Source organism: Bradyrhizobium sp. (assembly GCF_050014615.1).
Lineage (GTDB): Bacteria > Pseudomonadota > Alphaproteobacteria > Rhizobiales > Xanthobacteraceae > Bradyrhizobium.
Genome location: NZ_JBEKCZ010000089.1, coordinates 1 through 24,222 on the forward strand (window position 1 = coordinate 1; position 24,222 = coordinate 24,222).

At 63.6% G+C, this 24,222-nt stretch carries 27 protein-coding genes; 16 read left to right on the forward strand and 11 right to left on the reverse strand.

Features of this window, described 5'->3' with window-relative positions:
• Positions 1 to 1,229, forward strand: a 1,229-nt coding sequence (locus ABR948_RS15515; RefSeq protein ID WP_428119352.1) for a phosphohexomutase domain-containing protein, incomplete at its 5' end; no start/stop codon positions are given.
• Positions 1,230 to 1,256: 27 nt separating this feature from the next.
• On the opposite strand, the gene ABR948_RS15520 is transcribed toward ABR948_RS15515, so the two are convergent.
• The 3 genes from ABR948_RS15520 to ABR948_RS15530 form a co-directional block, all read right to left on the reverse strand.
• A complete protein-coding gene (locus ABR948_RS15520) occupies positions 1,257 to 1,457 on the reverse strand; it encodes a hypothetical protein (RefSeq protein WP_428119354.1) in 201 nt (66 codons plus the stop codon).
• On the reverse strand, positions 1,450 to 1,689 hold the full coding sequence (locus tag ABR948_RS15525; RefSeq protein ID WP_428119356.1) for a hypothetical protein: 240 nt from the start codon (positions 1,687 to 1,689) through the stop codon (positions 1,450 to 1,452). Before ABR948_RS15525 ends, ABR948_RS15520 begins: the two co-directional genes overlap by 8 nt.
• Before the next feature lie 68 nt (positions 1,690 to 1,757).
• Positions 1,758 to 2,663: a LysR substrate-binding domain-containing protein gene (locus ABR948_RS15530; RefSeq protein WP_428119358.1), complete on the reverse strand. Its 906-nt coding sequence runs from the start codon at positions 2,661 to 2,663 to the stop codon at positions 1,758 to 1,760.
• Between the two features lie 107 nt (positions 2,664 to 2,770).
• Between ABR948_RS15530 and ABR948_RS15535 the strand changes: the two genes are divergently transcribed.
• The 4 genes from ABR948_RS15535 (at position 2,771) to ABR948_RS15550 (ending at position 5,441) form a co-directional block, all read left to right on the forward strand.
• Complete coding sequence (locus ABR948_RS15535) at positions 2,771 to 3,007, forward strand: hypothetical protein (protein ID WP_428119424.1); 237 nt, start codon at positions 2,771 to 2,773, stop codon at positions 3,005 to 3,007.
• A 167-nt stretch (positions 3,008 to 3,174) separates the two neighbouring features.
• Complete coding sequence (locus ABR948_RS15540) at positions 3,175 to 3,882, forward strand: glutathione S-transferase N-terminal domain-containing protein (RefSeq protein WP_428119360.1); 708 nt, start codon at positions 3,175 to 3,177, stop codon at positions 3,880 to 3,882.
• 150 nt (positions 3,883 to 4,032) lie between these two features.
• A complete protein-coding gene (locus ABR948_RS15545; RefSeq protein ID WP_428119362.1) occupies positions 4,033 to 4,728 on the forward strand; it encodes a glutathione S-transferase family protein in 696 nt (231 codons plus the stop codon).
• A 149-nt stretch (positions 4,729 to 4,877) separates the two neighbouring features.
• A complete protein-coding gene (locus ABR948_RS15550; protein WP_428119364.1) occupies positions 4,878 to 5,441 on the forward strand; it encodes an EF-hand domain-containing protein in 564 nt (187 codons plus the stop codon).
• Positions 5,442 to 5,586: 145 nt separating this feature from the next.
• Here ABR948_RS15550 and ABR948_RS15555 read toward each other — a convergent pair whose 3' ends face one another.
• Positions 5,587 to 5,778: a cysteine-rich CWC family protein gene (locus ABR948_RS15555; protein WP_428119426.1), complete on the reverse strand. Its 192-nt coding sequence runs from the start codon at positions 5,776 to 5,778 to the stop codon at positions 5,587 to 5,589.
• A gap of 125 nt (positions 5,779 to 5,903) precedes the next feature.
• Between ABR948_RS15555 and ABR948_RS15560 the strand changes: the two genes are divergently transcribed.
• On the forward strand, positions 5,904 to 7,532 hold the full coding sequence (locus ABR948_RS15560) for a DUF1800 domain-containing protein (RefSeq protein WP_428119366.1): 1,629 nt from the start codon (positions 5,904 to 5,906) through the stop codon (positions 7,530 to 7,532).
• Between the two features lie 5 nt (positions 7,533 to 7,537).
• The gene (locus tag ABR948_RS15565) at positions 7,538 to 8,773 is read left to right on the forward strand and encodes a DUF1501 domain-containing protein (protein ID WP_428119368.1); all 1,236 of its coding nucleotides are present in this window, start codon (positions 7,538 to 7,540) and stop codon (positions 8,771 to 8,773) included.
• Positions 8,774 to 8,960: 187 nt separating this feature from the next.
• Here ABR948_RS15565 and ABR948_RS15570 read toward each other — a convergent pair whose 3' ends face one another.
• Positions 8,961 to 9,902 carry an aldo/keto reductase gene (locus ABR948_RS15570; RefSeq protein WP_428119370.1) on the reverse strand — a complete coding sequence of 314 codons (942 nt, stop codon included), beginning with the start codon at positions 9,900 to 9,902 and terminating at the stop codon, positions 8,961 to 8,963.
• Positions 9,903 to 10,239: 337 nt separating this feature from the next.
• Entirely contained in the window at positions 10,240 to 11,055 is an 816-nt protein-coding gene (locus ABR948_RS15575) for a PAS-domain containing protein (RefSeq protein WP_428119372.1), read from the reverse strand.
• 230 nt (positions 11,056 to 11,285) lie between these two features.
• Here ABR948_RS15575 and ABR948_RS15580 point away from each other — a divergent pair, with 230 nt between their 5' ends.
• A complete protein-coding gene (locus tag ABR948_RS15580; protein WP_428119374.1) occupies positions 11,286 to 11,639 on the forward strand; it encodes a DMT family protein in 354 nt (117 codons plus the stop codon).
• Positions 11,640 to 11,807: 168 nt separating this feature from the next.
• On the opposite strand, the gene ABR948_RS15585 is transcribed toward ABR948_RS15580, so the two are convergent.
• From ABR948_RS15585 to ABR948_RS15600, 4 genes are all read right to left on the reverse strand, one after another.
• Positions 11,808 to 11,954 carry a hypothetical protein gene (locus tag ABR948_RS15585; protein ID WP_428119376.1) on the reverse strand — a complete coding sequence of 49 codons (147 nt, stop codon included), beginning with the start codon at positions 11,952 to 11,954 and terminating at the stop codon, positions 11,808 to 11,810.
• A gap of 69 nt (positions 11,955 to 12,023) precedes the next feature.
• Positions 12,024 to 12,200: a hypothetical protein gene (locus ABR948_RS15590; protein ID WP_428119378.1), complete on the reverse strand. Its 177-nt coding sequence runs from the start codon at positions 12,198 to 12,200 to the stop codon at positions 12,024 to 12,026.
• 145 nt (positions 12,201 to 12,345) lie between these two features.
• Positions 12,346 to 12,999: a glutathione S-transferase family protein gene (locus ABR948_RS15595; RefSeq protein ID WP_428119380.1), complete on the reverse strand. Its 654-nt coding sequence runs from the start codon at positions 12,997 to 12,999 to the stop codon at positions 12,346 to 12,348.
• Between the two features lie 203 nt (positions 13,000 to 13,202).
• On the reverse strand, positions 13,203 to 14,453 hold the full coding sequence (locus ABR948_RS15600) for a glycosyltransferase family 87 protein (RefSeq protein ID WP_428119382.1): 1,251 nt from the start codon (positions 14,451 to 14,453) through the stop codon (positions 13,203 to 13,205).
• A gap of 232 nt (positions 14,454 to 14,685) precedes the next feature.
• On the opposite strand from ABR948_RS15600, the gene ABR948_RS15605 reads away from it, so the two are divergent.
• From ABR948_RS15605 to ABR948_RS15620, 4 genes are all read left to right on the forward strand, one after another.
• The gene (locus ABR948_RS15605) at positions 14,686 to 15,888 is read left to right on the forward strand and encodes a pyridoxal phosphate-dependent aminotransferase (RefSeq protein WP_428119384.1); all 1,203 of its coding nucleotides are present in this window, start codon (positions 14,686 to 14,688) and stop codon (positions 15,886 to 15,888) included.
• 126 nt (positions 15,889 to 16,014) lie between these two features.
• Positions 16,015 to 16,521, forward strand: a complete 507-nt coding sequence (locus tag ABR948_RS15610; RefSeq protein ID WP_428119386.1) for a DUF992 domain-containing protein — start codon at positions 16,015 to 16,017, stop codon at positions 16,519 to 16,521.
• Between the two features lie 180 nt (positions 16,522 to 16,701).
• Positions 16,702 to 17,187: a DUF992 domain-containing protein gene (locus tag ABR948_RS15615; RefSeq protein WP_428119388.1), complete on the forward strand. Its 486-nt coding sequence runs from the start codon at positions 16,702 to 16,704 to the stop codon at positions 17,185 to 17,187.
• A gap of 202 nt (positions 17,188 to 17,389) precedes the next feature.
• Positions 17,390 to 19,438 carry an elongation factor G gene (locus ABR948_RS15620; protein WP_428119390.1) on the forward strand — a complete coding sequence of 683 codons (2,049 nt, stop codon included), beginning with the start codon at positions 17,390 to 17,392 and terminating at the stop codon, positions 19,436 to 19,438.
• 183 nt (positions 19,439 to 19,621) lie between these two features.
• Here ABR948_RS15620 and ABR948_RS15625 read toward each other — a convergent pair whose 3' ends face one another.
• Positions 19,622 to 20,497 (reverse strand): LysR family transcriptional regulator, encoded by an 876-nt coding sequence (locus ABR948_RS15625; protein ID WP_428119392.1) that lies wholly within the window; start codon positions 20,495 to 20,497, stop codon positions 19,622 to 19,624.
• A gap of 108 nt (positions 20,498 to 20,605) precedes the next feature.
• On the opposite strand from ABR948_RS15625, the gene ABR948_RS15630 reads away from it, so the two are divergent.
• From ABR948_RS15630 to ABR948_RS15645, 4 genes are all read left to right on the forward strand, one after another.
• Positions 20,606 to 21,616 carry a bile acid:sodium symporter family protein gene (locus tag ABR948_RS15630; RefSeq protein ID WP_428119394.1) on the forward strand — a complete coding sequence of 337 codons (1,011 nt, stop codon included), beginning with the start codon at positions 20,606 to 20,608 and terminating at the stop codon, positions 21,614 to 21,616.
• Between the two features lie 199 nt (positions 21,617 to 21,815).
• Positions 21,816 to 22,658 carry a shikimate dehydrogenase gene (locus ABR948_RS15635; protein ID WP_428119396.1) on the forward strand — a complete coding sequence of 281 codons (843 nt, stop codon included), beginning with the start codon at positions 21,816 to 21,818 and terminating at the stop codon, positions 22,656 to 22,658.
• A 140-nt stretch (positions 22,659 to 22,798) separates the two neighbouring features.
• Positions 22,799 to 23,431 carry a hypothetical protein gene (locus ABR948_RS15640; protein ID WP_428119398.1) on the forward strand — a complete coding sequence of 211 codons (633 nt, stop codon included), beginning with the start codon at positions 22,799 to 22,801 and terminating at the stop codon, positions 23,429 to 23,431.
• A gap of 120 nt (positions 23,432 to 23,551) precedes the next feature.
• A complete protein-coding gene (locus tag ABR948_RS15645; RefSeq protein WP_428119400.1) occupies positions 23,552 to 24,178 on the forward strand; it encodes a single stranded DNA-binding domain-containing protein in 627 nt (208 codons plus the stop codon).
• Positions 24,179 to 24,222: the final 44 nt, after the last annotated feature.

Sequence of the window (24,222 nt, forward strand, 5' to 3'; positions counted from 1 at the left end):
CCGATGGCGTCGTGATCACACCGTCGCACAATCCGCCTGAGGATGGCGGGTTCAAATATAATCCGCCCAATGGCGGTCCGGCCGATACCGACATCACCGCCGGGGTCGAGCGCGCCGCCAACCGCTATCTTGAAGACGGGTTGCGCGGCATCAGGCGCATGCCCTATGACCGCGCGCGCCAATCGGCCTGCGTGCATCGTTATGACTTCATCGGGCCCTATGTCGCCGACCTCGCTGATGTGGTCGACATGGACGCGATCCGCAGCGCAGGCGTCAAGATCGGCATCGATCCCTTAGGGGGAGCCGGCGTGCGCTACTGGCAGCCGATCATCGAGCGCTATGGCCTCAACGCGACCATTGTCAGCGATGCGGTCGATCCGACGTTCCGCTTCATGACCGTCGACTGGGATGGCAAGATCCGCATGGACTGCTCGTCGCCCTATGCGATGGCGCGGCTGATCGGGATGCGCGACCAATTCGACGTCGCCTTTGCCAACGACACCGATGCCGACCGTCATGGCATCGTGACCCGCTCCAACGGCCTGATGAATCCCAACCACTATCTGGCCGCGGCGATTGCCTATCTGTTCGAGCACCGTCCGCAATGGGACAAAAACAGCGCGGTCGGCAAGACCATCGTCTCCAGCGCGATCATCGACCGGGTCGCCAACAAGCTTGGCCGCCGGCTGGTCGAGACCCCCGTGGGATTCAAATGGTTCGTCGATGGCCTGATCGGCGGATCGTTCGGCTTCGCCGGCGAGGAAAGTGCCGGTGCCTCGTTCCTGCGCAAGGATGGATCGGTGTGGACCACCGACAAGGACGGTCTCATTCTGGGATTGTTGGCCGCCGAGATGACGGCGCGAACCGGGCACGACCCGAGCCAGTTGTTCACGGAATTGACCGATGAACTGGGCGTGCCGTATTACGAACGGATCGACGCAGCCGCGACCCCGGCGCAGAAGAATTTGCTGAAAGGCCTCACCGCCGAAAAGCTCGCGATGAAGGAGCTGGCCGGCGAGCCGGTTCTGGCGACGCTGACGGCGGCGCCCGGCAACGGTCAGCCGTTCGGCGGCATAAAAGTTTCGGCCGACAGCGGCTGGTTCGCGGCGCGGCCGTCCGGCACCGAGGATGTCTACAAGATCTATGCGGAGAGTTTCCGCAGCGAAGCCCATCTGCGGCAAATCCAGCAGGAGGCGCAGTCCGCGATCGCGCGGGCTTTTGCGGGCTGAGCCTTCAGCCGCAACGCAATCCCGAGCCTACGCCGCGGGAGACGGGGAGGGCGAGGGCGACGCGTCCTTGACGATATCCAGATGAATGCCGCCGCACTTGGTGCATCGCATGGTCCAGTATTCGGATCCCGCCCGCCCCGAGATGATGCTCAGCACCTTGAGGCCGGCATCGCATTCCGGACAGTTGGACCGCACATTGGTGGCCGGCCGGGTGTGGGATTCAAGCATGGGCACTCTCCCGTATCTGTTCAACATTCGCACAGCGTTGATTGAGATAGTCGATGCGGGTCTTGGCATCCGTGATCGCCGCATCGGGATTCGACCAGGCGAAACCGACCTCGATCTCGGGAAATGAAACACCATCGATGATGACGGGTTTCAAATCTGCCCGCCTGATCCTGGCGTGCCAGAGGCCTCTTCCGGCCTCGAAAGTCTTGATTTGAAAGCCATCATAGTTCATGTCGCGAGCCTCGGTGATTTCGGGACCCGAACAAAACCATGCGGCCGCAAAAACGATTGTGAACTGGTTCACATCTCCCGGGTATTTTCACCCCTGAACCGAACCTTCCCGGCCGCGGCGCGGATGATCCAGCGCCGGAACGCGGCAAAATCGCGTTGTTCGGTGCGAAAATCGCGATAGACCAGATACCAGCGCATGCCCTTCGGCACGCTCAGCGCAAACGGCGCGACCAGCCGTCCGGCGGCGAGATCGTCGTCGACATAGGGCCGGATGCCCATCGCGACCCCCAACCCGTCGGCGGCGGCCTGCTGCGCCTGGCCGTAATATTGAAACTCCGGTCCGCGCGCGCTCACCCGGGCGACGCCGGATGCTTTCAGCCACAGCGGCCAGTCATCGGCCGCATGCGCGACGCGCAGCAGGCTCGGTCCCCTGAGATCGCCGGGACGTTTCAACTGCGCGGCCAGCCGCGGCGCGCACACCGGCAGCAGATCGGCGGCGAACAGGGGTTCGGCGACCAGATCCGGCCACGCGCCGTCGCCGAGCTTGATGCCGCAGTTCCAGTCGTCGCCGAACGGCGCCGCAGCACCCCCGGTGGTGATCCGCACATCGATGTCGGGCTGCTCGCGCTGAAAATCCGCCAGCCGCGGGATCAGCCATCGCATCGCAAAGGTCGGGCCGACGCCGATGGTCAGCACCCGCACACTGCTGGGTGCGGTGACCTGCGCGGTCAGGCTGGCCAGCGCGTCGAAGATCGGCGTCAGCCCGCTCTGATAGGCGCGGCCGGCCGAGGTCATCGCCAGCCGGTTGGACCTGCGCTCGAACAAAGCGACGCCGAGCCGTTGTTCCAAAAGGTGCACCATCCGGCTCACCGCGGCGGCCGACACGTTGAGCTCGGCTCCGGCACCGGCGAAGCTTCCGCTTCGCGCCGCGGCCTCGAACGCCCTGATGCCGTTGAGAAACAATAGCCGTCGCATCTCACCCTCAGGAAAACTGATGCCAGGGCAAGATAACTCAGTTTGTGAGGACGGTCCAAGCCGGGCAGAGAAGCAACGCAGGAAAGCAGGACATGAAGGCGCACCCGATGGCCGACACGGCGGATCCGCTGCTGCTTGATTTCATCGAATGGATCGCCCGCGAGCCGCGGCTTTATTCCGAGGTGATCGCGACCTGGCGTACCTCGTGCCCGCGGCTGACGATCTGGGAGGACGCGGTCGATGGCGGCTATGTCGCGCGCGAAGCCATCGCCGGCTTCGGGGTGATCGTGGTCGTCACCGACGATGGCGAAACACTGCTGCGCGCGCATGGCCGCATGAACTGATCGCGCCGCGCCGGCCGCGTGATGCCGGCGTGGTTTCGGCTGCCATCACATTCCAGTATTGACGGCCGATGCCATTGACTCATCGGGGCGGGATGCCGACATTCATGCATCCGCATCCATTTGGCGATGCCAAACCTTCACACCCATTCGTGCCAGGGAACGCCCCCATGATCGATCTGTATTACTGGACCACGCCGAACGGCCACAAGGTCACGATGTTTCTCGAAGAGACCGGGCTGAAATACAAGATTTTCCCGGTCAACATCGGCAAGGGCGATCAGTTCAAGCCGGAGTTCCTGGCGATCGCGCCGAACAACCGCATTCCCGCGATGGTCGATCACGAGCCAAAAGGCGGCGGCAAGCCGATCTCGATCTTCGAATCCGGCGCGATGCTGCTCTATCTCGCCGAGAAGACCGGACAATTCCTGCCCGCCGATCTCTACGGCCGCTACGACGCCCTGCAATGGACGTTCTGGCAGATGGGCGGGCTCGGGCCGATGGCGGGACAGAACCATCACTTCAGCAACTACGCCCAGGAAAAAATCAAATACGCCATCGACCGCTATGTGAACGAGACCAACCGGCTCTATGGCGTGCTCAACAAGCGGCTTGCCGATCGCGAATTCATCGCCGGCGATTATTCGATCGCGGACATGGCGAGCTATCCCTGGATCGTGCCGTACAAGAACCAGGGCCAGAACATCGACGACTTTCCGCATCTCAAGCGCTGGCTCGAGACCATCGGCGCACGGCCGGCCACGCTGCGCGCCTACGCGCTCGCCAAGGACGTCAATCCGAATTTCGGCCAACCCGCGATCCGCACCGAGGAAGAGCGCAAGCTGCTGTTCGGACAGACCGCGGCGGTGGTGAAGTAAGTGCACTGGTGTCATCATCCGCGAAAGCGGATGATCCAGTAAACGCCGGCGGCGGTGATTCACGCGACCTTCACGGCGTACTGGATGCCCCGCATGCGCGGGGCATGACAGCCCATATGCAGTACGTCTCTCGTGGGGAGGGTTTGATCCATGCCATTAAAACTCTTCGAGCTGGTCGGCACCGACCAAGCGCGTCCGTTCAGCCCGTATTGCTGGCGGACGCGGATGGCGCTGGCGCATAAGGGGCTCGGCGCGGAATCGATCCCGTGGTGCTTTACCGAAAAGCAGGCGATCGCCCCGCACCATTCCGAGAAGGTGCCGGTGCTGATCGATGGCGAGACGTCAGTGGCCGATTCCTGGGCGATCGCCAACTATCTCGAAGATCGCTATCCGGAGCGGCCGTCGCTGTTTGGCGGCGAGGGTGGCCGCGCCATGGGCCGGATGATCAATTGGTGGGGCGATGTCGCGGTGGTGGGCGGCCTCGGTCCGCTGATCGTCGCCGATATCCCGGCGCATCTGAAGCCGGTCGACGCGGCCTATTTCCGCTCTAGCCGCGAGGCGCGTTTCGGCAAGCCGCTGGAGCAGGTCGTGGCCGCCCGTGATACCGCCGTCGAGGGCTTTCGCCGGGCGCTCGATCCGCTGCGGCTGACGTTGCGAACCCAGAACTTTCTCGGCGGCGACGCGCCGAACTATGCCGACTACATCGTGTTCGGCGGCTTCCAGTGGGCGCGCGTCGTCAGCCCGTTCAAACTGCTGGCCGAGAGCGATCCGGTCTATGCATGGCGCGAGAAATTGCTCGATGCCTTCGACGGCATGGCGCGCAAATCGCCGGGATATGAAGTCTAGCGTCGCGGCCGCATCGCGCGCTTAAGGTATTGGCCCGGCTCGGCAATCACCAAGATAAATAAAAAATAACTTTTTGCGTTCTGGAAGGCTCGCGCGTCACGGCGTGGAAAGGGTTTCAACGCGTTGCAGCAGCGTATAATCTCAAACGCATGGAGGACTATGTCGGCTGTGTCGGTACAACTTACGCCTCCGCGATCGTCAGCGGCCGTCGGCTGCCAAGACAGGAGAGAGATGTGTCGTACAGGAAATCCGTTTTTGGACTGGGCATCGCCATCGGGCTGCTGCTGACAGGCAGCTCCCTCGTCGTGGCCCAGCCTGCTCCGCGGCCAGACCCCATGCTCGACAACGGGCCGCCGCTCTGGGACGCCAATCACGACGGCGTCTACACCTGCGCGGAATGGAAGAGTTTTATGGACGGGCTATTCAAGTCGGCCGATCGCAACCACGACGGCAGCCTCAGCCCTGCCGAGTTCGAAGCCATCAGGAAAGCCGACCCGGCATTGGCAGAGGCCGAGTTCGGTTACTTCGACGAAAACCAGGACGGCAAGATCACGCGCAACGAGTTCGTCGACAAGCCGAGCCTGTTCATTCTGCGGTTCGACAGGAATGGCGACTGCAAGGTCACGCAGGAAGAAATCAAGGCGACCGTTAAACCCGCGACCGATCCGCGGGCGCCGGCCGAGCGGCAGCGCGACCGGTTTCATCCGAACTAGAGCATGATCCGGAAAAGTGGGAACCGGTTTTCCCTCGCGACAAACGCCAGAGGCGTTTGCGCGGAGATCATGCTCGTCGTCCATCACGATACCGCGCCACGGATGCCATCCGCGCATCTGAACAGACAAATAACGGCTGCGTCGGTTACGACGTAGCCGCCGGATCACTTGCAATTTTTTCCGCCGCCTGGCGCAGGCAATCGCGGCACAGGCAGTCCTCGCCGCTGACTGGCATCGGCAGCCGGGCGGGTTCCTCGGCGCACCAGCACGGCCCCGGCATGCCGCAGCTGAATTCGGTTCCGCAGCGGGAACAGGCGAGGCGGCGCGAGGCCGGCATTTCTAACCAATTTGTCACGAAGCCAACCGAATCCTGGCCATGTTTTTCATGTCGGGTTCATCCCGCACGGCGCTATGATCAGCGATCACTATAGGCGCAGGACGATCTGAAGAAAGTCAAATCCGATGGCCCGCGATTCGCAAGCCGCTCTGGTCGCGCTCAATCGCTTCGGGTTTGGCGCGCGCGGCGGCGCGTCGGGCGATTTCGTCAACGCGGCCTCCGATCCGCGCGGTTTCGTCAAGGCCGGACTGAGCCGGCCCAACGGCGTTCTGCTCGAACTGCCCGGACTGCTGTCGACGCCGGCTTTGGCCGCGGCGGTGTTTGCGTATCAGGCCGAGATCAAGCTCGCGCGCGAGGTCGCCGCGAAATCCGGCGCGGCGCCGTCCGAGGCGGCGGATGCCAAGGAGAACGCCAAGGACAATGTTAAGGCGAATGTAAAGGCGCTGCGGCGAAACCTTTCACTCAACAGCGTCGCGATGGAGATGTCGGGAAAAGCACCTGACATAAAGGAACCTGACATAAAAGAATCTGGCATGGCGACGCCGGACAAGGCCGGCGCCAACGCCGCGATGCAATCCACCGAGGCGATGCAACCCAACGCGGCGACGCAGCCCAATACGGCGAAGCCGCCGCAGCCGCTCAACATCATCCAGAAAACCTTCCGGGCGGAAGCGCTGGCGCGGCTGCAGCGCGCGATGATCTCCGATTCCGGATTCGTCGAGCGGCTGGTGGTGTTCTGGTCCAACCATTTCTGCATCTCCGCCAACAAGGGCGAGTTGGCGCGGATCTGGGCCGGCTCGTTCGAGCGCGAGGCGATCCGCCCGCATGTGCTTGGACGCTTCGGCGACATGCTCAAGGCGGTCGAGCAGCATCCGGCGATGCTGTTCTTTCTCGACAATCAGCAATCGCTCGGCCCGGACTCCCGCGCCGGGCAAAACCGCAAACGGGGCCTGAACGAAAATCTGGCGCGCGAGATCATGGAGCTGCATACGCTCGGCGTCGGCGGCGGCTACACCCAGAACGACGTGACCTCGCTGGCGCGCGTCATCACCGGCTGGACTTTCGCCGGACGGCAGGGAGAACTCGGCACGCCCGGCAGTTTCGTGTTCAACGCCAATGCGCACCAGCCGGGCGCGCAGCTTCTGCTCGGCAAGACCTATGAGAACAACGGCGTCGGGCAGGGTGAAGCGGCGCTGGAGGATATTGCGCGCCATCCCTCCACCGCGAAATTCATCGCCACCAAATTGGTGCGTCACTTCGTGGCCGACGATCCGCCACCGGCCCTGGTGGCGCGGCTACAGGAGGTGTTCCGCAAGTCCGACGGCGACCTCAAGGCGCTGGCCGCGGCATTGGTGGATTCCGACGAGGCCTGGCGGGCGCCGCCAACCAAGATGCGCAGCCCTTACGAATTCCTGGTGGCGAGCGGACGGCTGCTGTCACAAATTCCGGATGATCCCGGCCGCTATCTCGGCGGTCTCAATCTGCTGGGCCAGCCGTTGTGGACGCCGGCCGGGCCGAACGGATTTCCCGATACCAACGCGGCCTGGGCCGCGCCCGAGGGAATGAAGCTGCGCCTCGACATCTCGGCGCAAATGGCCTCTCGCCTCGGCGACGCGATCGACCCGCGCGATCTGCTGGAACTGGCCGCCGCCGACGCGGCGTCGCCGGAGACGCGGCGTACCATCGAGCGCGCCGAATCCCGGCAGCAGGCGCTGGCGCTGCTGTTGATGTCGCCGGAATTCCAGAGGAGATGACAGCAATGGAAACGATCATGGATTGCTGTGAAAGCCTGACATCACCGGTAATTTCGCGGCGCGCGCTGTTGCTCGGCGGCGCGTCGTTCGCGGCCTGGGCCTATTTGCCGAAATTCGCCCGCGCCGCCGACGGCCGCGATCCGCGCCTGGTCGTCATCATTCTGCGCGGCGCGCTGGATGGGCTCGCCACCGTGGCCCCGGTCGGCGATCCCGATTATGCCGGCCTGCACGGTTCGATCGCGCTGACCTCCGACGGCCCGCACGCGGCCGCGATGCTGGATTCCTTTTTCGCGCTGCATCCCGCGATGCCGGAATTCGCGCGGATGTATCGGGAGAAACACGCCGCGGTCATCCATGCGGTATCGACGCCCTATCGCGACCGTTCGCATTTCGACGGACAAGACGTGCTCGAAAGCGGCTTCGCTGGTCCGGGCCGGGTGCAATCCGGCTGGCTCAATCGCGCGCTGGAGGCTCTGCCCAAAGGCGAGCGCGTGATGAGCGGGCTCGCGATCGGCGCGACCACGCCGCTGGTGCTGCGCGGCGCCGCGCCGACCGTCGGCTGGACCCCGGCCAATCTGCCGCAGGCCGACGACGATACCGCCGCGCGTCTCATCGATCTCTACACCCATCGCGATCCCGCGCTGGCGTCGGCGCTGTCGCAAGGGTTGCAACTCGAAAAGTCGGCGCAGGGCGATGACATGAAGCCCAAGCCGGGCACCAACAATGCGGGCGCGATGCGGCTGGTAGCACGCGGCGCCGCCAAACTGATGTCGGCCGATGACGGCCCGCGGATCGCCGCGCTCGCCTTCGATGGCTGGGATACCCACGCCAAGGAAGGCGGCCCGGTCGGCCGTCTGGCGCAGTTGCTGTCGGGCCTCGACGGCGCGCTGGCGGAATTTGAAAGCGGGCTCGGCGCGCGCTGGCGCGACACGGTCGTCGTGGTCGCGACCGAATTCGGCCGCACCGCGCGGATCAACGGCACCGAAGGCACTGATCATGGCACCGGCACCATCGCGTTGCTCGCCGGTGGCGCGGTGAAGGGTGGAAGGGTGATTTCCGACTGGCCGGGGCTGAAGCCCGCCAGTCTCTATGAGGGCCGCGATCTGGCGCCGACCACCGACCTGCGCGCGGTCCTCAAGGGTGTGCTGCGCGATCATCTCGGCCTCGCCGAGCGCATGCTGGCGCAGGCGGTGTTCCCCGACAGCGCGCCGGTGAAGGGGATACAGGGTTTGGTGGGGTAGGGGTTCTTGCGCGAGGCTTAACAGTTGCGTCGTCCCGGCGAACGCCGGGACCCATAACCACCGGCCTCCGTCGTTTTCGAAGATGTCTGCTACGGCGCCTCAATGAGAGGCCGCGGAGTATGGGTCCCGGCGCCTGATGCGCAATTGCGCACCAGGCCGGGACGACGATGTGCAATTGGCCGATCCGCTACCCCTTCGTAATCGCGTCGATCTCCGCGATCTCCTCCGCGCTCAGCGTCCAGTCGATCGCCTTGACGTTCTGCTCGACCTGCTCGACGCGGGTGGCGCCGGCGATCACGCTGGAGACTTGCGGGCGCGACGCCAGCCATGAGAACGCCAGCTCGAGCATGGTGTGGCCGCGCTGCTGGGTGAAGGCCTGCAGCTTCTCGACAATGTCCTCGTTGCGCGGCGTGACGTAACGGTCGCGCAATGCGGGCGACTTGCCAAAGCGGGTGTCCTCGGGCGCAGCAGTGCCGCGCTTGTATTTGCCGGTCAACAGGCCGCTGGCGAGCGGGAAGAACGGCAGCAGGCCGAGCCTGTATTCCTGCGCGGCCGGCAGCAGGTCTTTTTCGATCTCGCGCACCACCAGGCTGTATTCGTCCTGGCACGACACGAACCGGCTGACATTGATCTGGCGCGCGGTCAGTTCGGCTTCCGCGATCCGCCACGCCGGAAAATTGGAATTGCCGATGTAGCGCACCTTGCCCTGCCGGATCAGGTCGTCCAGTGCCCGCAAGGTTTCGTCGATCGGCGTCAGCGGATCGTAATCATGCTGCTGGTAGAGATCGATGTAGTCGGTCTTCAGCCGCGTCAGGCTGGCTTCGACGGCGGACATGATGTAGCGCCGCGATGCGCCCTGTCTGGTGCCGTCGGTACTCATCGGCTTGGAGTATTTCGTCGCCAGCACGATGTCCTTGCGCTTGTCGCCGAGCACCTGCCCCAGCACGGTCTCGGAGCCGCCCATCCCCGCATAGATGTCGGCGGTATCGAACAGCGTGATGCCGAGATCGATCGCCCGATGGATCACCTTGCGCGAGGTTTCGAGGTCGCAGCGCTGGCCGAAATTGTTGCAGCCAAGGCCGACGGCGGAAACACGAAGGCCGGAGCCGCCGAGGTTGCGAATTTGCATGGATCAATCCTGTGAGACGGGAGCGTTGGAGATGGGGCGCACTCTGGCCCGCGGGTCCCGGCGGCGCAAGGTGCGAGCCTGGCGGGCGGATCAGGCAGCGGCGACCCGGAGCAGAATCCATCGCATGCGGCGATGAAGCTCGACGCTTCGGCAATGCGACAAAAAAATGCGGCCCCGGTCAGACGCGGCGACTGACGGGGACCGCTTGGGGCGCATGATCTGTGACGGGGGGCCTGATCAGACGCGATTGAAAGCTAGGCTTGCATTGTTACGCGCCAATGACATCCGGACTTATCCACAGGCCGGTTTCTGCGCCTCTCGTGGGCGTTGGCGCGGGCTATTCCGCGGCGCGCAAATGCCGCACCAGGCTGCGATCGCCGCCGCCGCGCAACGATTGATAGTAGGAGGTGTCGCCGGGGTCGTCGGTATGGCGAACGAGATCGGTTACCGGCGTGTAGCTCAGCATGCGTCCGCCATCGGGCAACGCCGTGCAAATGAAGCGCAGCACCTTTCCATTGGCGAGGTTGATATCGATCGGAGTGGAATCGCCCACACGCATCATCTCGGCTCGCTGCGCGATGAAGGCGCTCAACTCCTCCTCCGGCAATTGATAGGCGCCGGTGTCGCGGCCATGATACATCAGCGCGATGAACGGTGGCTTGCTGTCGGCCTTTTGGTCGGAAAGCGAAAAATAATCGCGGAAAGCGCGGTTGATGAATTCGGCGCGGGTGTCGGAATCGAGCAGGACGATTCCAATGTCGACCTGATCCAGTGCCGCCGACAGACGTTCCGCGGTCGCATGGTGCCGGCGTTCCAGGGCGAACGCATCCATCAGTCGTTGGCGCAGCAGGCCGGTGATCCCGGCGGTGCCGATCGCGGTGATCGCCAGCATCGCCAGCCGAACCAGATCCGCCATGTCGTAGCCGGGCGCGGCGCGATGGTTGAGGAAAAACAGCGCGGAGCAGGCGACCGCGATGGCGGCGCTGACCATGCCCGAGGCGAGACCGCTGAGCGAGGCCGCGAATGCGACGATGCAAATCAGCAGCGGTGCGGGATTAGGCACCGCAACAACGTAACGGTCGACAAGGGTGGCGATCAATGCCGTCATTGCCGTCAAAGCGGGGCCGGAGATTGCGCGCCAGTCGAACTGCATGGGCCGTTCTCGTTTCCTCACGAGAATAAGGCCGCCAGTCTGACCGTTGGTTGCGCCAGCGGCGGGCTATCTTGCCCCAGCCTTAAAAAACGGTTGACTGAACCGGTGCGGGTTGCCGATCTTTTGCCGATCTTTTGGATCGAATGATATCGATGTCGGATGGAACCGGGTTCCAGCCCAAGTGTTAGCGCTTGGATTTTGTCGATGTCGAGATTTCGAAAAGGATATCCATGCCAGCCGTTTCGCCGTCGGTCCTGCCGATCCTGATGCTGTTTGCTTCCAACGTCTTCATGACATTCGCCTGGTACGGCCATCTGAAATTCAAAGAAAGCTGGCTGCCGCTGGCGGTTCTGGTGAGCTGGGGCATCGCGTTCTTCGAATACTGGCTGGCGGTGCCTGCCAATCGCTGGGGCAGCGCGGTATACAGCGCAGCCCAGCTCAAGACCATGCAGGAAGTGATCACCCTGATCGTGTTCGCCGGCTTCTCGGTCTTGTATCTGAAGGAGCCGCTGGGATGGAATCACGGATTGGGATTTGCGTTGATCGCGCTAGGCGCGTTTTTCATTTTCCACAAATGGTCGTGAGACGCTTCGTGCGCGAGACGCGCTGCATTTGCCCTCTCGGTCGTCATACCCGCGAATGCGGGTATCCAGTACGCCGCGGCTTCTCGGTTTGATCGCTGGCAATAGCGAATACTGGTTCCCCCGCTTTCGCGGGGGATGACGAGATGGGCTGGTTCAGGAAGCTCGCCGTTACTTCGCGCCCGGCGATGTCAGCACGGTTGCCGGATCGCGGGCAAGCGCGTTCTCGCCGCGCGTTCCCGTCGCGATCAGGAATGACACCGCCAGCAGGATCGCCAACGTCAGGGCCGCGGTAACAAGTACAACAGGTGACTTCATCATTGTCCGATCGCAAACCTGATCGTCGGGCGTTGCCGTGCAAAATGGCGATTGGTCTTGATTGTAGCGCTATGCCGGAAGCGGCATCGCCATGCTGACCTTGATCGAGAGCACGGTGAGGGCCACGATCAGGCACAGCGACAGCGAGCCGATCGCAAGCGAGGCTGCGACGGCATCGATCAGTCGGGACGAGGCGACTGGCGCGGAGCGGCCATTAAAGCCTGCCGCGCCCGGCGACCGTATCATGGCCGGGATCCTTCAATGCGCGGGCGAATCACCCGCAACTGCGCGTCAGATGTCGCAGGGATCGCCGGCAATATTGGGGCGGCTCGGCCTTCGAAAATGGCGAAATGACGGCGATTTCAGCGGTTATGCCCGCTATTTCGGCTGTTTAAGCCTCGGCGGCGATACCGGCTGGTTGATCGACGTCGGCGTCGCGGCGCCAGTCCATCGATACGAAGCCCGGCGTCTGTTCGATCCGCCGCAACCAGGCGCGGATCGCCGGGAAGGTGGCGAGGTCGTAGTCGCAGCGGTCGGCGACATGGGTATAGCCGTAGAGGGCGATGTCGGCGACCGTGAGCTGGCCGGCGGCGAAATATTCATGGGTCTTGAGATGATTTTCCATCACCTGCAACGCCGCATAGCCGCGCTCCATCCAGTCTTCCAGCGCGTGGGTTTGCAGGTCGCGGCCACCCTTGACCAGCGCCAGCCAGAAATAGGCGGCGCCGAGATTCGGCTCCAGCGCGTGCTGTTCGAAGAACATCCACTGCAGCGCCTCGGCGCGTTCGATCCGCGTTTCAGGCGCGAGCGAGGTGCCGCCGGCGACATACCAGAGAATGGCGTTGGACTCGGCGAGGTAGCGTCCCTCCGCGACTTCGAGCAGCGGTACCTGCCCGCTGGGGTTCCTGGCGAGAAAGTCCGGCGTGCGGCTCTCGCCGCGCAGAATGTCGATCTCGATCGCGCGGTAGGGCGCGCCCAGCAGCGCCAGCGCAAGGCGGACCTTGTAGCTGTTGCCGGAGCGCTGCATTGAATAGAGCTTGTACATTTCGGATTTCGTTCGAGAGATTTCGTTCGAGAGGCGAGACGCGCGCGTGCGCCGGCGTGTAATCGCCTTGTCGCTCCGCAACGCGGCTAAACAATGATGCCGATGCGCCTGCGTCGCAAGAGGCGGAATATGGAAAAGGTCGAAAACCTCTGCCGCACTGCAACCGCGCAGAAAATCATGCCAGCACGTTTTAACAATTCAGATCACGCTTGCGCGATTCCGTGGCGACCGGCAGCCAGGCTGACGCATTCGCGGTCGAGCACCGCGCGCCGCAGGGTGAAAACGTAAATCGCCAGCATCGCCATGAGTCCCAGCGGTATGCCGGTGACGTTGGCAATGGCTTCCGACAGCAGCGGAACAATCCACACCGCGGCCAGCAGGCTGATCTCGAAACTGCGGAAACCCCTGACCATTCCGTGGCGGACAAAAAATGCAATCGCGACCGCGAGCACCGCGAGGTCGTAGTCGAGAACGTAAGGCGTCGCGAGCAGGCTGCCGCTCGCCAGCGCCGAGGCCTTGAGTTCGAATGCGGCATCGCTCTGCCACAGCCATGCGAGAGTAGCGGCGAGCGTCAGCGCCAGCGCCAGCTGCACGACATAGGCCAGATGAGCGTCGGCGCCCCACATCCGCATCGCCGAGAAGGCCGATGGAATCTTCTCCCAGCCGGCGCCGCCCTGCTCGAGCGCAACCGCCTGGGTGTACGTCATGGAATCCGCAAAGGCCTGCCAGACGCCGGCGCCAAGTGTGACAAAGCTGATGGCGACCAGCGCCGCAACGGTGGCCGCGGCGGCGCCGATGCTGCGCCATCGTCCGCCGGCCAACAGTGCGATCGGAATCAACACGCCGAATTGCGGTTTATAGGCCAGGCATCCGATCAGCACGCCGGCGAGCCAGGGCCGGCGATCGAGCCAAAGCAGCGCACCGCCGAGCAGTGCGGTGGTGAGAAATCCATTCTGGCCGTAACCGATATTGAGGAAAACCGCTGGAAAGGCGGCCGCGAGCAACAGCGTTTCCGGACGGGGCAGGATCGCGCGAATCGTCGCCAGATAGGCCGCAAGGCCCGCCACTACCCAGATCGAAAGCCCCCAGACATAGGGCACGGCGGCGAACAGAACGGCGACCGCAAAGTAGAGCGGCGGATAATGCCAGCCATAAATCGGCAGGTCGCGGCCATCGAAAATGGCCCTCACGGCGGCATTCTGGAGCGCCGGCTGATAGGCATCGGCGGCCCGGCCCTGCCAGGTCAGCGCGCCGGCGGCGTAGACGTTGGAAAAATCGGTGCCGATCGGCTTGCCGTTGCGGTCGATCAGGCCGTCCGATACCGCGATCCAGCCGACCGTGGCGACGACGCAGATGCCGAGCAGGATCAGGCTGTAACCGCGCGCGCGCGCGCCGGTCAGCCACTCGCCGGATCGCAGCTTGTCCCAAAGCGGGTATTGCCAGAAATAAGCCATTTCGCCGCGGAACTTTATGAATGTTGCGCTGACGGTAAATCGCGCCCCTTAACGGTCCCTAAAGTTCGGGTGCAAGGGAATCAAAAGCGATCAAATCGGATCAAGCTTCTTGCGATGCCGCGTCGCGCGCCTTAGGGTGCGCCGATCCCATAATGGAGCGTCGTGGATCGGTGTGGCGACACCAGCCATGTGCACGACGTTTGCTTTTGACGACATTTGCTAGGAGATGATGATGCCGTTCCTGTCCGCTGCGCTCGACCGTGTGAAGCCGTCCGCGACCATCGCGGTCACGGATAAGGCACGCGAGCTCAAAGCGGCGGGCCGCAATGTCATCGGCCTTGGCGCCGGCGAACCGGATTTCGACACGCCCGCCAACATCAAGCTCGCGGCGATTCACGCGATCGAGGCCGGCAAGACCAAGTACACCGCGGTCGACGGCATTCCCGAGCTGAAGCAGGCGATCGCAGCCAAGTTTCTGCGCGAGAACGGCCTCACCTACAAGCCGAACCAGATCATCGTCGGAACCGGCGGCAAGCAGGTGCTCTACAACGCCCTGATGGCCACCATCAATCCGGGCGACGAGGTCATCATTCCCGCGCCCTATTGGGTCAGCTATCCGGAAATGGTGGCGCTCGCCGGCGGCGAGCCGGTGCCGGTGGTGTGCACGGCGGAGCACGGCTTCAAGCTGCAGCCGGACGCGCTCGAAAAGGCGATCACCGCGAAGACCAAGTGGATCATCCTGTGCTCGCCGTCGAACCCGACCGGCGCCGCCTATACCCGTGCCGAGTTGAAGGCGATCACCGACGTGCTGGTGAAGCATCCCGATGTCTGGGTCATGACCGACGATATGTACGAGCATCTGGTCTATGACGATTTCGTATTCACCACGCCGGCGCAGATCGAGCCGAAACTGTACGACCGCACGCTGACCGTGAACGGCGTGTCGAAAGCCTATTGCATGACCGGCTGGCGTATCGGTTATGCCGGCGGTCCCGTCGAACTGATCAAGGCGATGGCGACGATCCAGTCGCAGTCGACCTCCAATCCGTCGTCGATCTCGCAATGGGCGGCCGTCGAGGCCCTCAACGGCCCGCAGGATTTCATCCCGGTGAACAACAAGATGTTCAAGGAGCGCCGCGATCTCGTGGTGTCGATGCTCAATCAAGCCAAGGGCATCGATTGTCCGCGGCCGCAGGGCGCGTTCTATGTCTACCCGTCCTGCGCCGGCACCATCGGCAAGACCTCGCCGTCGGGCAAGGTGCTCGCCAATGACGAGGACTTCGTCACCGAGCTGCTGGAAACCGAAGGCGTCGCGGTGGTGCAGGGTTCGGCGTTCGGACTGGGCCCGGCGTTCCGCATCTCCTATGCGACCAAGACCTCCGATCTCGAGGATGCCTGCAAACGCATTCAGCGATTTTGTGGCAATTTGAGATAGTCAAATCACTTCGGCTTTGAATTCTTGATGTTTTGACGGCGGTATTTTGGAAGCGCCTTGTTTTGGACACGGCGCTTCCTTCCTGTCGCCCCCGCAAACTCAATTCCTCATGCGGAGATCAAACTCATGAAATTCTCTACCTTCGGCATCGCCATCGTCTCGCTGGTTGCGTCGTTTGCGAGCGCCAATGCGCTGCCGCCGGTACGTGCCGGTATCCTGCAATGCGAGGGCGGTCAGAATGTCGGCTTCGTGGTCGGCTCGGTGACCAGCCTTGAATGCGTGTTCCAGAGCGAAGGCCGTCGTCCCGAACCCTACATCGCAACCGTCCACCGCTACGGCGTTGATCTCGGCTTTACCGATCAGACCAGGTTCTCCTGGGCGGTGAACGCACCGACCCACCGGCTTGAACGCGGCGAACTCGCGGGCAATTACGGCGGCGTCGGCGCCAATGCGTCGGTCGGGGTCGGTTTCGGCGGTAACTTTCTGGTCGGCGGTCCGCAGAATTCCTACGCGCTCCAGCCCATCAGCGTGCAAGGCCAGACCGGGCTGAATGTCGCGGCCGGCATCGCGGATATCGAACTGGCCCCGGTCCGGTTCGGGCACCGGCATTACCGGCACCACCATCACGGCTGAAAAAGCCAACAACTTTAATGAAAGAGGCCCGCGCCAGCGGGCCTTTTTTGTGCCGGGTTGGCGGTGCGGCAAATCTGGCATGCGCGCCTTTGTTGTGCCATAGAGAAGCCAAGCGCCCTGGGCACGGCGCTTTTCTGATTTTCTCAGCTCGCATCACACTCATCAGCCGGAGATTTTTTCATGCGCCGCTCATTCATCCTTGCCGGGTCCGTCATCACGACGCTGGTTGCATCTTTCGCCGGTGCCAACGCGCAGCAGCCGATGGATCGCGTCCAGGTCGGCATCCTCGAATGCCGCGGCGGCGCCAGCATCGGGTTCATCGTCGGATCGGTGACCAATCTTGGCTGCGTGCTGCGCGTCGATGGCATGCCGGAGGATCGCTATGTAGCGACCATCCGCAAGGTCGGCGTCGATATCGGCATCACCCAGGAATCGGCGCTGGCCTGGGGCGTCTACGCGCCGGTCGCCCGGCTCGGGATCGGCGATCTCTCCGGCAATTACGCCGGTGCGCAGGGTAGCGCGTCGGTTGGCGTCGGGGTCGGCGGCAACGTGCTGGTGGGTGGCTCCAACAATTCGATCGCGCTGCAGCCGCTCAGCGTGCAGGGCCAGGTCGGCCTCAATGTCGCCGCCGGGCTGGAAAGCCTGGAACTTCGGCCCGGAAGGTAACGGAGCCTGTCCTTCTGTTATTTCTTGCCGTTATTGCTCGCGCAAACGCCTGGCGTTTGTCGCCGGCAATGACGGCAACGGATGCCTCTATCCGCAAGGATGCACTGCAGCGACGTTTTCCGGCTTGCCAAATCGCCGGTGCGGGGGGAGCATCCATTTTGCCGACCCAATCAAGGGCCGAGCTCCAGATGAGGAGGCGGCAATGGGACATGACGTCAGAAGTCCCCGAGGTCCACGGTGCATTGCATTGGTGGGCCCTTTCCAAAGCGGTAAAACCACACTTCTTGAAGCCATATTGGCGCGCACCGGCGCCATCCCGCGCGCCGGCAGCGTCGATGCCGGAACCTCGGTCGGCGACGCCAGCCCCGAGGCCCGCCGCCACAAAATGGGCGTCGGCCTTTCCGCCGCCACCACCAGTTTTATGGGCGACAGCTACACCTTTATCGACTGTCCCGGTTCGGTGGAATTCGCGCACGACATGCGCGCCGCGATTCCGGCGGTCGATGCCGCGGTGGTGGTCTGCGAGGCCGACGAACGCAAGCTGCCGCAGCTTCAGATCATCATGCGCGAGCTTGAGGATCTCGGTATTCCGCGCTTTTTGTTTCTCAACAAGATCGATCGCGCCAACAAGCGCATCCGCGAGACGCTCGCGACCTTGCAGCCGGCGTCCCGGATTCCGCTGGTGCTGCGCCAGATTCCGATCTGGAACGGCGACCTGATCGCCGGCTTCGTCGATCTGGCGCTGGAGCGCGCCTTCGTCTACCGCGAGCACAAGGCCTCCGAAGTCGTAACCTTGCAGGGCGGCGATCTCGACCGCGAGAAGGAAGCCCGCTTCTCGATGCTGGAAAAGCTCGCCGATCACGACGACGCGCTGATGGAGCAATTGCTCGAGGATGTCCCGCCGCCGCGCGATGCGGTGTTCGACGATCTCGCCCGCGAATTGCGCGAAGGGCTGATTTGTCCGGTGCTGCTCGGCTCGGCGATGCGCGAGAACGGCGTGCTGCGGCTGCTGAAGGCGCTGCGGCACGAAGCGCCCGGCGTGGCCGAGACCGCCAAACGTCTTAAGGCGTCTTCGCCCAAGGATGCGCTGGGTTACGTTTTCAAGACCGTGCATTTGCAGCATGGCGGCAAGCTGTCGCTGATGCGGTTGCTCGCCGGTCATCTCGATGACGGCGCGACGCTGCAATCGTCATCGGGCGAGAGCGGCCGGGTGTCCGGAATATCAGCGGTCACTTGCAACCATGACACCAAGCGGAGCTCCGCCGAAGCCGGTGACACGGTCGCGCTCGGCAAGCTCGATACCGTCAAGACCGGCGACACGCTGTCGGGCGGCAAGACCGCGCCGCCGGCGCTGGTACGGGTCGAGCCGTGGCCGCCGGTGTTGTCGCTGGCGCTTTCGGCCACCGACCGCAAGGACGACGTCAAGCTCGGCCAGGCCTTGCTGCGGCTGAACGAGGAAGATCCGTCGCTGACCATGATCCACAATTCGCAGACCCACGACATCGTGCTGTGGGGGCAGGGCGAGATGCATCTGCGGGTCGCGCTGGAGCGCCTGCGCGAGCGCTTCGGCGTCAATGTCAGATCGCATCCGCCGACGATCGGCTATCAGGAGACCATCCGCAAATCGATCACCCAGCGCGGCCGCCACAAGAAGCAATCCGGCGGCCACGGCCAGTTCGGCGACGTGGTGCTGGAGGTCAAGCCGATGCCGCGCGGCGGCGGCTTCGAGTTTCACGAAAAGGTCGTCGGCGGCGCGGTGCCGCGCAACTATATCGGCGCGGTCGAAGAGGGCGTGGTCGACGGATTGCTGCGCGGGCCGCTCGGCTTTCCCGTCATCGACGTGCAGGTGACGCTGACCGACGGCTCCTATCACAGCGTGGATTCCTCGGATCTCGCCTTCCGTACCGCGGCGCGGATCGGCGTCAGCGAGGCGCTGCCGCAGTGCCAGCCGGTGCTGCTGGAGCCGATCCATGTGGTCGAGATCGTCTGTCCGACCGAGGCTACCGCCAAGATCAACGCCATCCTGTCGGGGCGGCGCGGGCAGATTCTCGGCTTCGACACCCGCGAGGGCTGGCCCGGATGGGACCGCGTCCGCGCCATGATGCCGGAAGCCGAGATCGGCGAGCTGATCGTGGAATTGCGCTCGGCGACCGCGGGCGCCGGCAGTTTCACCCGGCAGTTCGACCGCATGGCCGAAGTGATCGGCCGCGCCGCCGACCAGATCATCGCCGCGCATCGCGTCGCGGCGTGATTTTCAATTGTCATTCCCCGCGCAAGCGCATAGCGCTTGTCGCTGAGGGCGATGCCAACGGGTCCGGCCTCTGGCCGGCCCGATGACAGGCTCCGCATCGCCACCGGAATCTCGAGATTCCCCGATGTGCAATTGCACATCTGAGGTCTGGTGCTAACGCACCATCCCGGAATGACGCCTGAATCAATCCAGGACCGGTGCGATCGTCGCGCTACGCGCAGACGCGCCCGTTCGCCGCTTTGACACGCTCCCGCCTGCTACACCCGAATGCCGCTGGCGAGGATTGCGTCCGCCAGTTCGGCGGCAGGTCCGCTTAAGGTTCTGCCGGTGCCGAGCAGAACGAACTCGACGGTGCCGAGATCCGGCAGACCGTGAAATCGTGACGCCGAGTCCGGCGAGCGCCGCGGCCCGCAGCCCGCTCAAACTGCCGCTCGCGCACACGATGCGCCAGGGACGACCGCACCGCTCAAGCGCGGCGAGAACGATTTCGCGGGTGATGCTGGGCGGTGAATAGAGGATCAGCGGTACTGGCATGGATGGATCGAGGCGCGCAAGATCGCCGGACACCCAGGCTAACCGATCGCGCCAGACAACGCGTCCGCGATCCTCTCCCGGACGACGTTTGCCGCAGACGAGGTCGAGCTCTCCGCGCCCAAGTTTCTCGTTGAGCTCCCCGCTCAGGCCAACCGTGAGCTCGAATTCGACCAGTGGATGGGTGCGAACAAACTCCCGCAGCACTTCCGGCAAAAGCGAATTCACAAAATCCTCCGACGCGCCGAACCGTAGCCGGCCGCGCAGCTCGGAGCCCGCGAAATAGCGCTCCGCCCGTTCGTTCGCCGCCAGGATGCCCCGGGCGAACTCGATCATGGCTTCGCCATCAGCCGTCGTTGTTACCGAATGGGTATCGCGGACGAAGAGTCGGCGTCCCGTCTCGTCCTCAAGCTTGCGGATGTGCTGGCTGACCGTCGACTGGCGCAAGCCGAGGCGCTCGGCGGTCCGGGTGAAACTCCTGGTCTGGGCAATGGCCAGGAAAGTCTGAAGCAGGACGGGATCCAGCATGGCTCTGTCATCATGATATCCGATTACAGTAATAGATGTATGCGGTATTTACAATGACCAGCCTGCGCCGATATTCGAAGGGGAGATCACCTGCAAACGAGGCTCGAAATGACTTTGGTCCGCTCCATCTCGTCACACATCGACAAGTTCCTCGCGGCGATCCTGCTGACGGTTGCTTTCGCCACCGTGATGCCGGCCCGTGGCGAGACGGCAGTGGCCTTCGGCTGGCTAACGGAAGCCGCCATCGCGCTGTTGTTTTTCATGCACGGGGCGAAGCTTTCGCCCGAAGTCGCGCTTCTTGGAGCGCGGCACTGGCGACTGCACGTGATGGTGTTCCTGAGCACGTTCGCGCTGTTTCCGTTGCTCGGAATTTCCGCGCGCTTCCTGGCTCCAAATTTCCTCCCCGAGCCGCTCTGGGCCGGGCTGATCCTGCTCACCGCACTGCCCTCGACGGTGCAGGCCTCGATCGCTTTCACGTCGGTGGCAGGCGGCAACGTGCCGGCGGCGCTGTGCAGCGCTACCGCTTCGAGTCTGCTCGGCGTGTTCCTCACTCCCCTGATCGCTGGTTTGCTGCTCACCAGTCACGGCCTCGACATCTCCGCGAGCTCGGTGCTTGCCATCGTGGTGCAGCTTCTCGTGCCGTTTGTCGCCGGTCAGCTGTTGCGGCCGTGGATCGGCGCTTATCTCACGCGCCATCCCCGCGCGCTGAAGAGCGTGGATTACGGCTCGATACTGCTCATCGTCTACTCGGCTTTCAGCCACGGCGTCGTGGACGGTATCTGGCATCAGATCGATGCGGGAGATCTGTTCAAGGTCGCGCTCGTCGATGTCGCACTGCTCGCGACCGTGATGACCATCCTGACCTTTGCGAGCAGGCAGCTCGGGTTTTCGCGTGCCGATCAAATCACCATCGTTTTCTGTGGATCGAAGAAAAGCCTCGCCAACGGCCTGCCGATCGCAACCTTGCTGTTTGCCGGGCACGTTGGGCTCGTGATCATCCCATTGATGCTGTTCCATCAGATCCAACTGATGGTCTGCGCGTCGCTCGCGCGGCACTACGCCGCGCGCCGGGTCACGGCGACTGAACCGCATGCAGGTCTTCGTGCAACGCCGGTCTGAGCGTTCCGGAATGAGCCACAACAGGTTTGGAGCGTTTTCAAGCGAGGCATGCCCTCGGACTTTGATCCGGGGGGAGACCGGTTCGCGTCAGGAAACCATGTCATAGCATTGACAGCGGACGCGGCTTGTCCGATTTGAGCAGTGACGGCGCCGCTCTGCCTTGCGCTGCAACAGGATTGGCGATGACAGCCAAAACCAGATGACAGACAAAACCAAGCCCCGCGCCGCATGCCTGATCGGATGGCCGGCGGCGCATTCGCGTTCGCCGCTGATCCATCATTACTGGCTGCGGACGCTCGGGATCGAAGGCGGTTACAATATCGAGGCGGTGCCGCCCGAAGGCTTTGCCGAATTCGTGCTGCATCTGTCGACGCATGGCTTCGTCGGCGCCAATGTCACCCTTCCGCACAAGGAGCGCGCGCTGGCGCTGTCGAGGCCGGACGCGCGCGCCCGCGCGGTCGGCGCCGCCAATACGCTGTGGTACGAGGGCGATGAATTGCGCTCGACCAACACCGACATCGAAGGTTTTATCAATAATCTCGACGCCTGCGCGCCTGGGTGGGACGCTCACGAGGAGGCGCTGGTGCTTGGCGCCGGCGGGTCGTCGCGCGCGGTGGTGTTCGGACTGGTCGAGCGCGGCATCAAGCGCGTGCATCTGGCGAACCGCACCATCGACCGCGCGCGGACGCTGGCCGATCAGTTCGGCGCCAACGTTCATCCCGTCGCATGGGATGCGATCGATGGCCTGCTGCCGCGCGCGGGTTTGCTGGTCAACACCACGTCGCTCGGCATGCATGGCCAGCCGGCGCTGGAGCTCGACGCCGGCCGGCTGCCGTCGCATGCGATCGTCGCCGATCTGGTCTATCTACCGCTGGAAACCCCTTTGCTGGCGGTGGCGCGCAAGCGCGGCCTCAAGACCGCCGACGGGCTCGGCATGCTGCTGCACCAGGCGGTGCGCGGATTCGAATTGTGGTTCGGACAACGACCCGAGGTGACGCCGGAGCTGCGCGCGCTGGTCGAGGCCGATCTCACAAAGGATTGAACGGGAATGTCGTTCAGGCTTCGGTAGCCCCTGCTAGAGCATGATCCGGAGAAATGGGAACCGGTTTTCCCTCGCGACAAACGCCAGAGGCGTTTGCGCGGAGATCATGCGCTAAGTAATGCTTGCCGGAGGAACATCTCATGAGATCACGCCGTCTCGCCCCGTCGCTTGCCGCGCTCGTGCTGATCGCGGTGTCGTCCGCCGCCGTGTCTTCCCTGGCGATCGCCCAGCAACCGCCCACGCCGTCGCGGGTGCGCGGCACCATTGAAGCCGTCGACGGCGATGTGCTGTCGGTCAAGTCGCGCAGCGGTGAGGACGTCAAGCTGCGCATGACCGACGACATGAAGGTGGTCGGGATCATCAAGATATCGCTGGCCGACATCAAGCTTGGCTCCTTCATCGGTGCCACCACGATCCCTGGGCCGGACGGCGGTCAAAACGCGGTCGAAGTGCATGTTTTCCCGGAAGACATGCGCGGCACCGGCGAGGGATCGCGGCCCTACGATCTGCGCCCCAACAGCACCATGACCAATGCGACGGTGGCCCAGACCGTCGCAGGCAATGACGGCCAGACCCTGACGATCAAATACAAGGACGGCGAGAAGAAAGTCGTGGTCGCGCCCGATACGCCTGTCGTGACCTATGTCCCCGCCGACAAATCCGAATTGAAGCCGGGTGCCAAGGTCATTGCGTTCGTGAAGAAGCTGCCGGACGGTATGTTTGAAACCAACCGCATCAGCGTCGGCCGCGATGGCCTGACGCCGCCGATGTAACAATCCGCTCCGGCGTTCCGTAAAGCTAGGCGTCGCGGCTGCGTCATTCCGGAATAACTCTATTGCCCTGGGGTATTCCCTTGGACGGGCCGCTCAACCAAATCCTTTGAGGGAAAAACCATGCCGAAAGTATCTTCGTTAGTGCCGCGCGTGCTCGCTTCGCTCGCGCTTGTCACCGTGCTGGGGTCGGTGACCTCGGCGCAGCAGCCGCCGACGGTCCGCATTCGCGGCACCATCGAGAGCGTCGATGGTTCCATGCTGACGATCAAGTCGCGCGACGGCGCCGACGTGAAGGTGCGTGTCACCGACGATGTCACGGTGATCGGGGTCGCCAAGTCCTCGATGGCCGAAATCAAGCCGAATTCCTACATCGGCGTCTCGGCGATGCCGGAGCCCGACGGTACCCAGAAGGCGCTCGCCATTCATATTTTCCCGGAAGCCATGCGCGGCGCGGCCGAGGGTTTTCGGCCCTGGGATCTTCGCGCCGGCAGCACCATGACCAATGCGACCGTCGCGCAGACCGTTGCGGGCACCGACGGCCAGAATATCATGGTCAAGTACAAGGACGGCGAAAAGAAAGTCGTGGTGGCGCCGGAAACCCCGATCGTCGCCTTTGTTTCGGGTGACAAGTCCGAGCTGAAGGCGGGCGCCAAGATCATCATCTTCGGCGCGATCAAGAAGGACGACGGCACGCTGGAAGCCAACCGCGTCGGCGTCGGCCGCGACGGGATTGCGCCGCCGATGTGACATTATCTTCTTCCCCTCTCCCCTTGTGGGAGAGGGTGGACGCG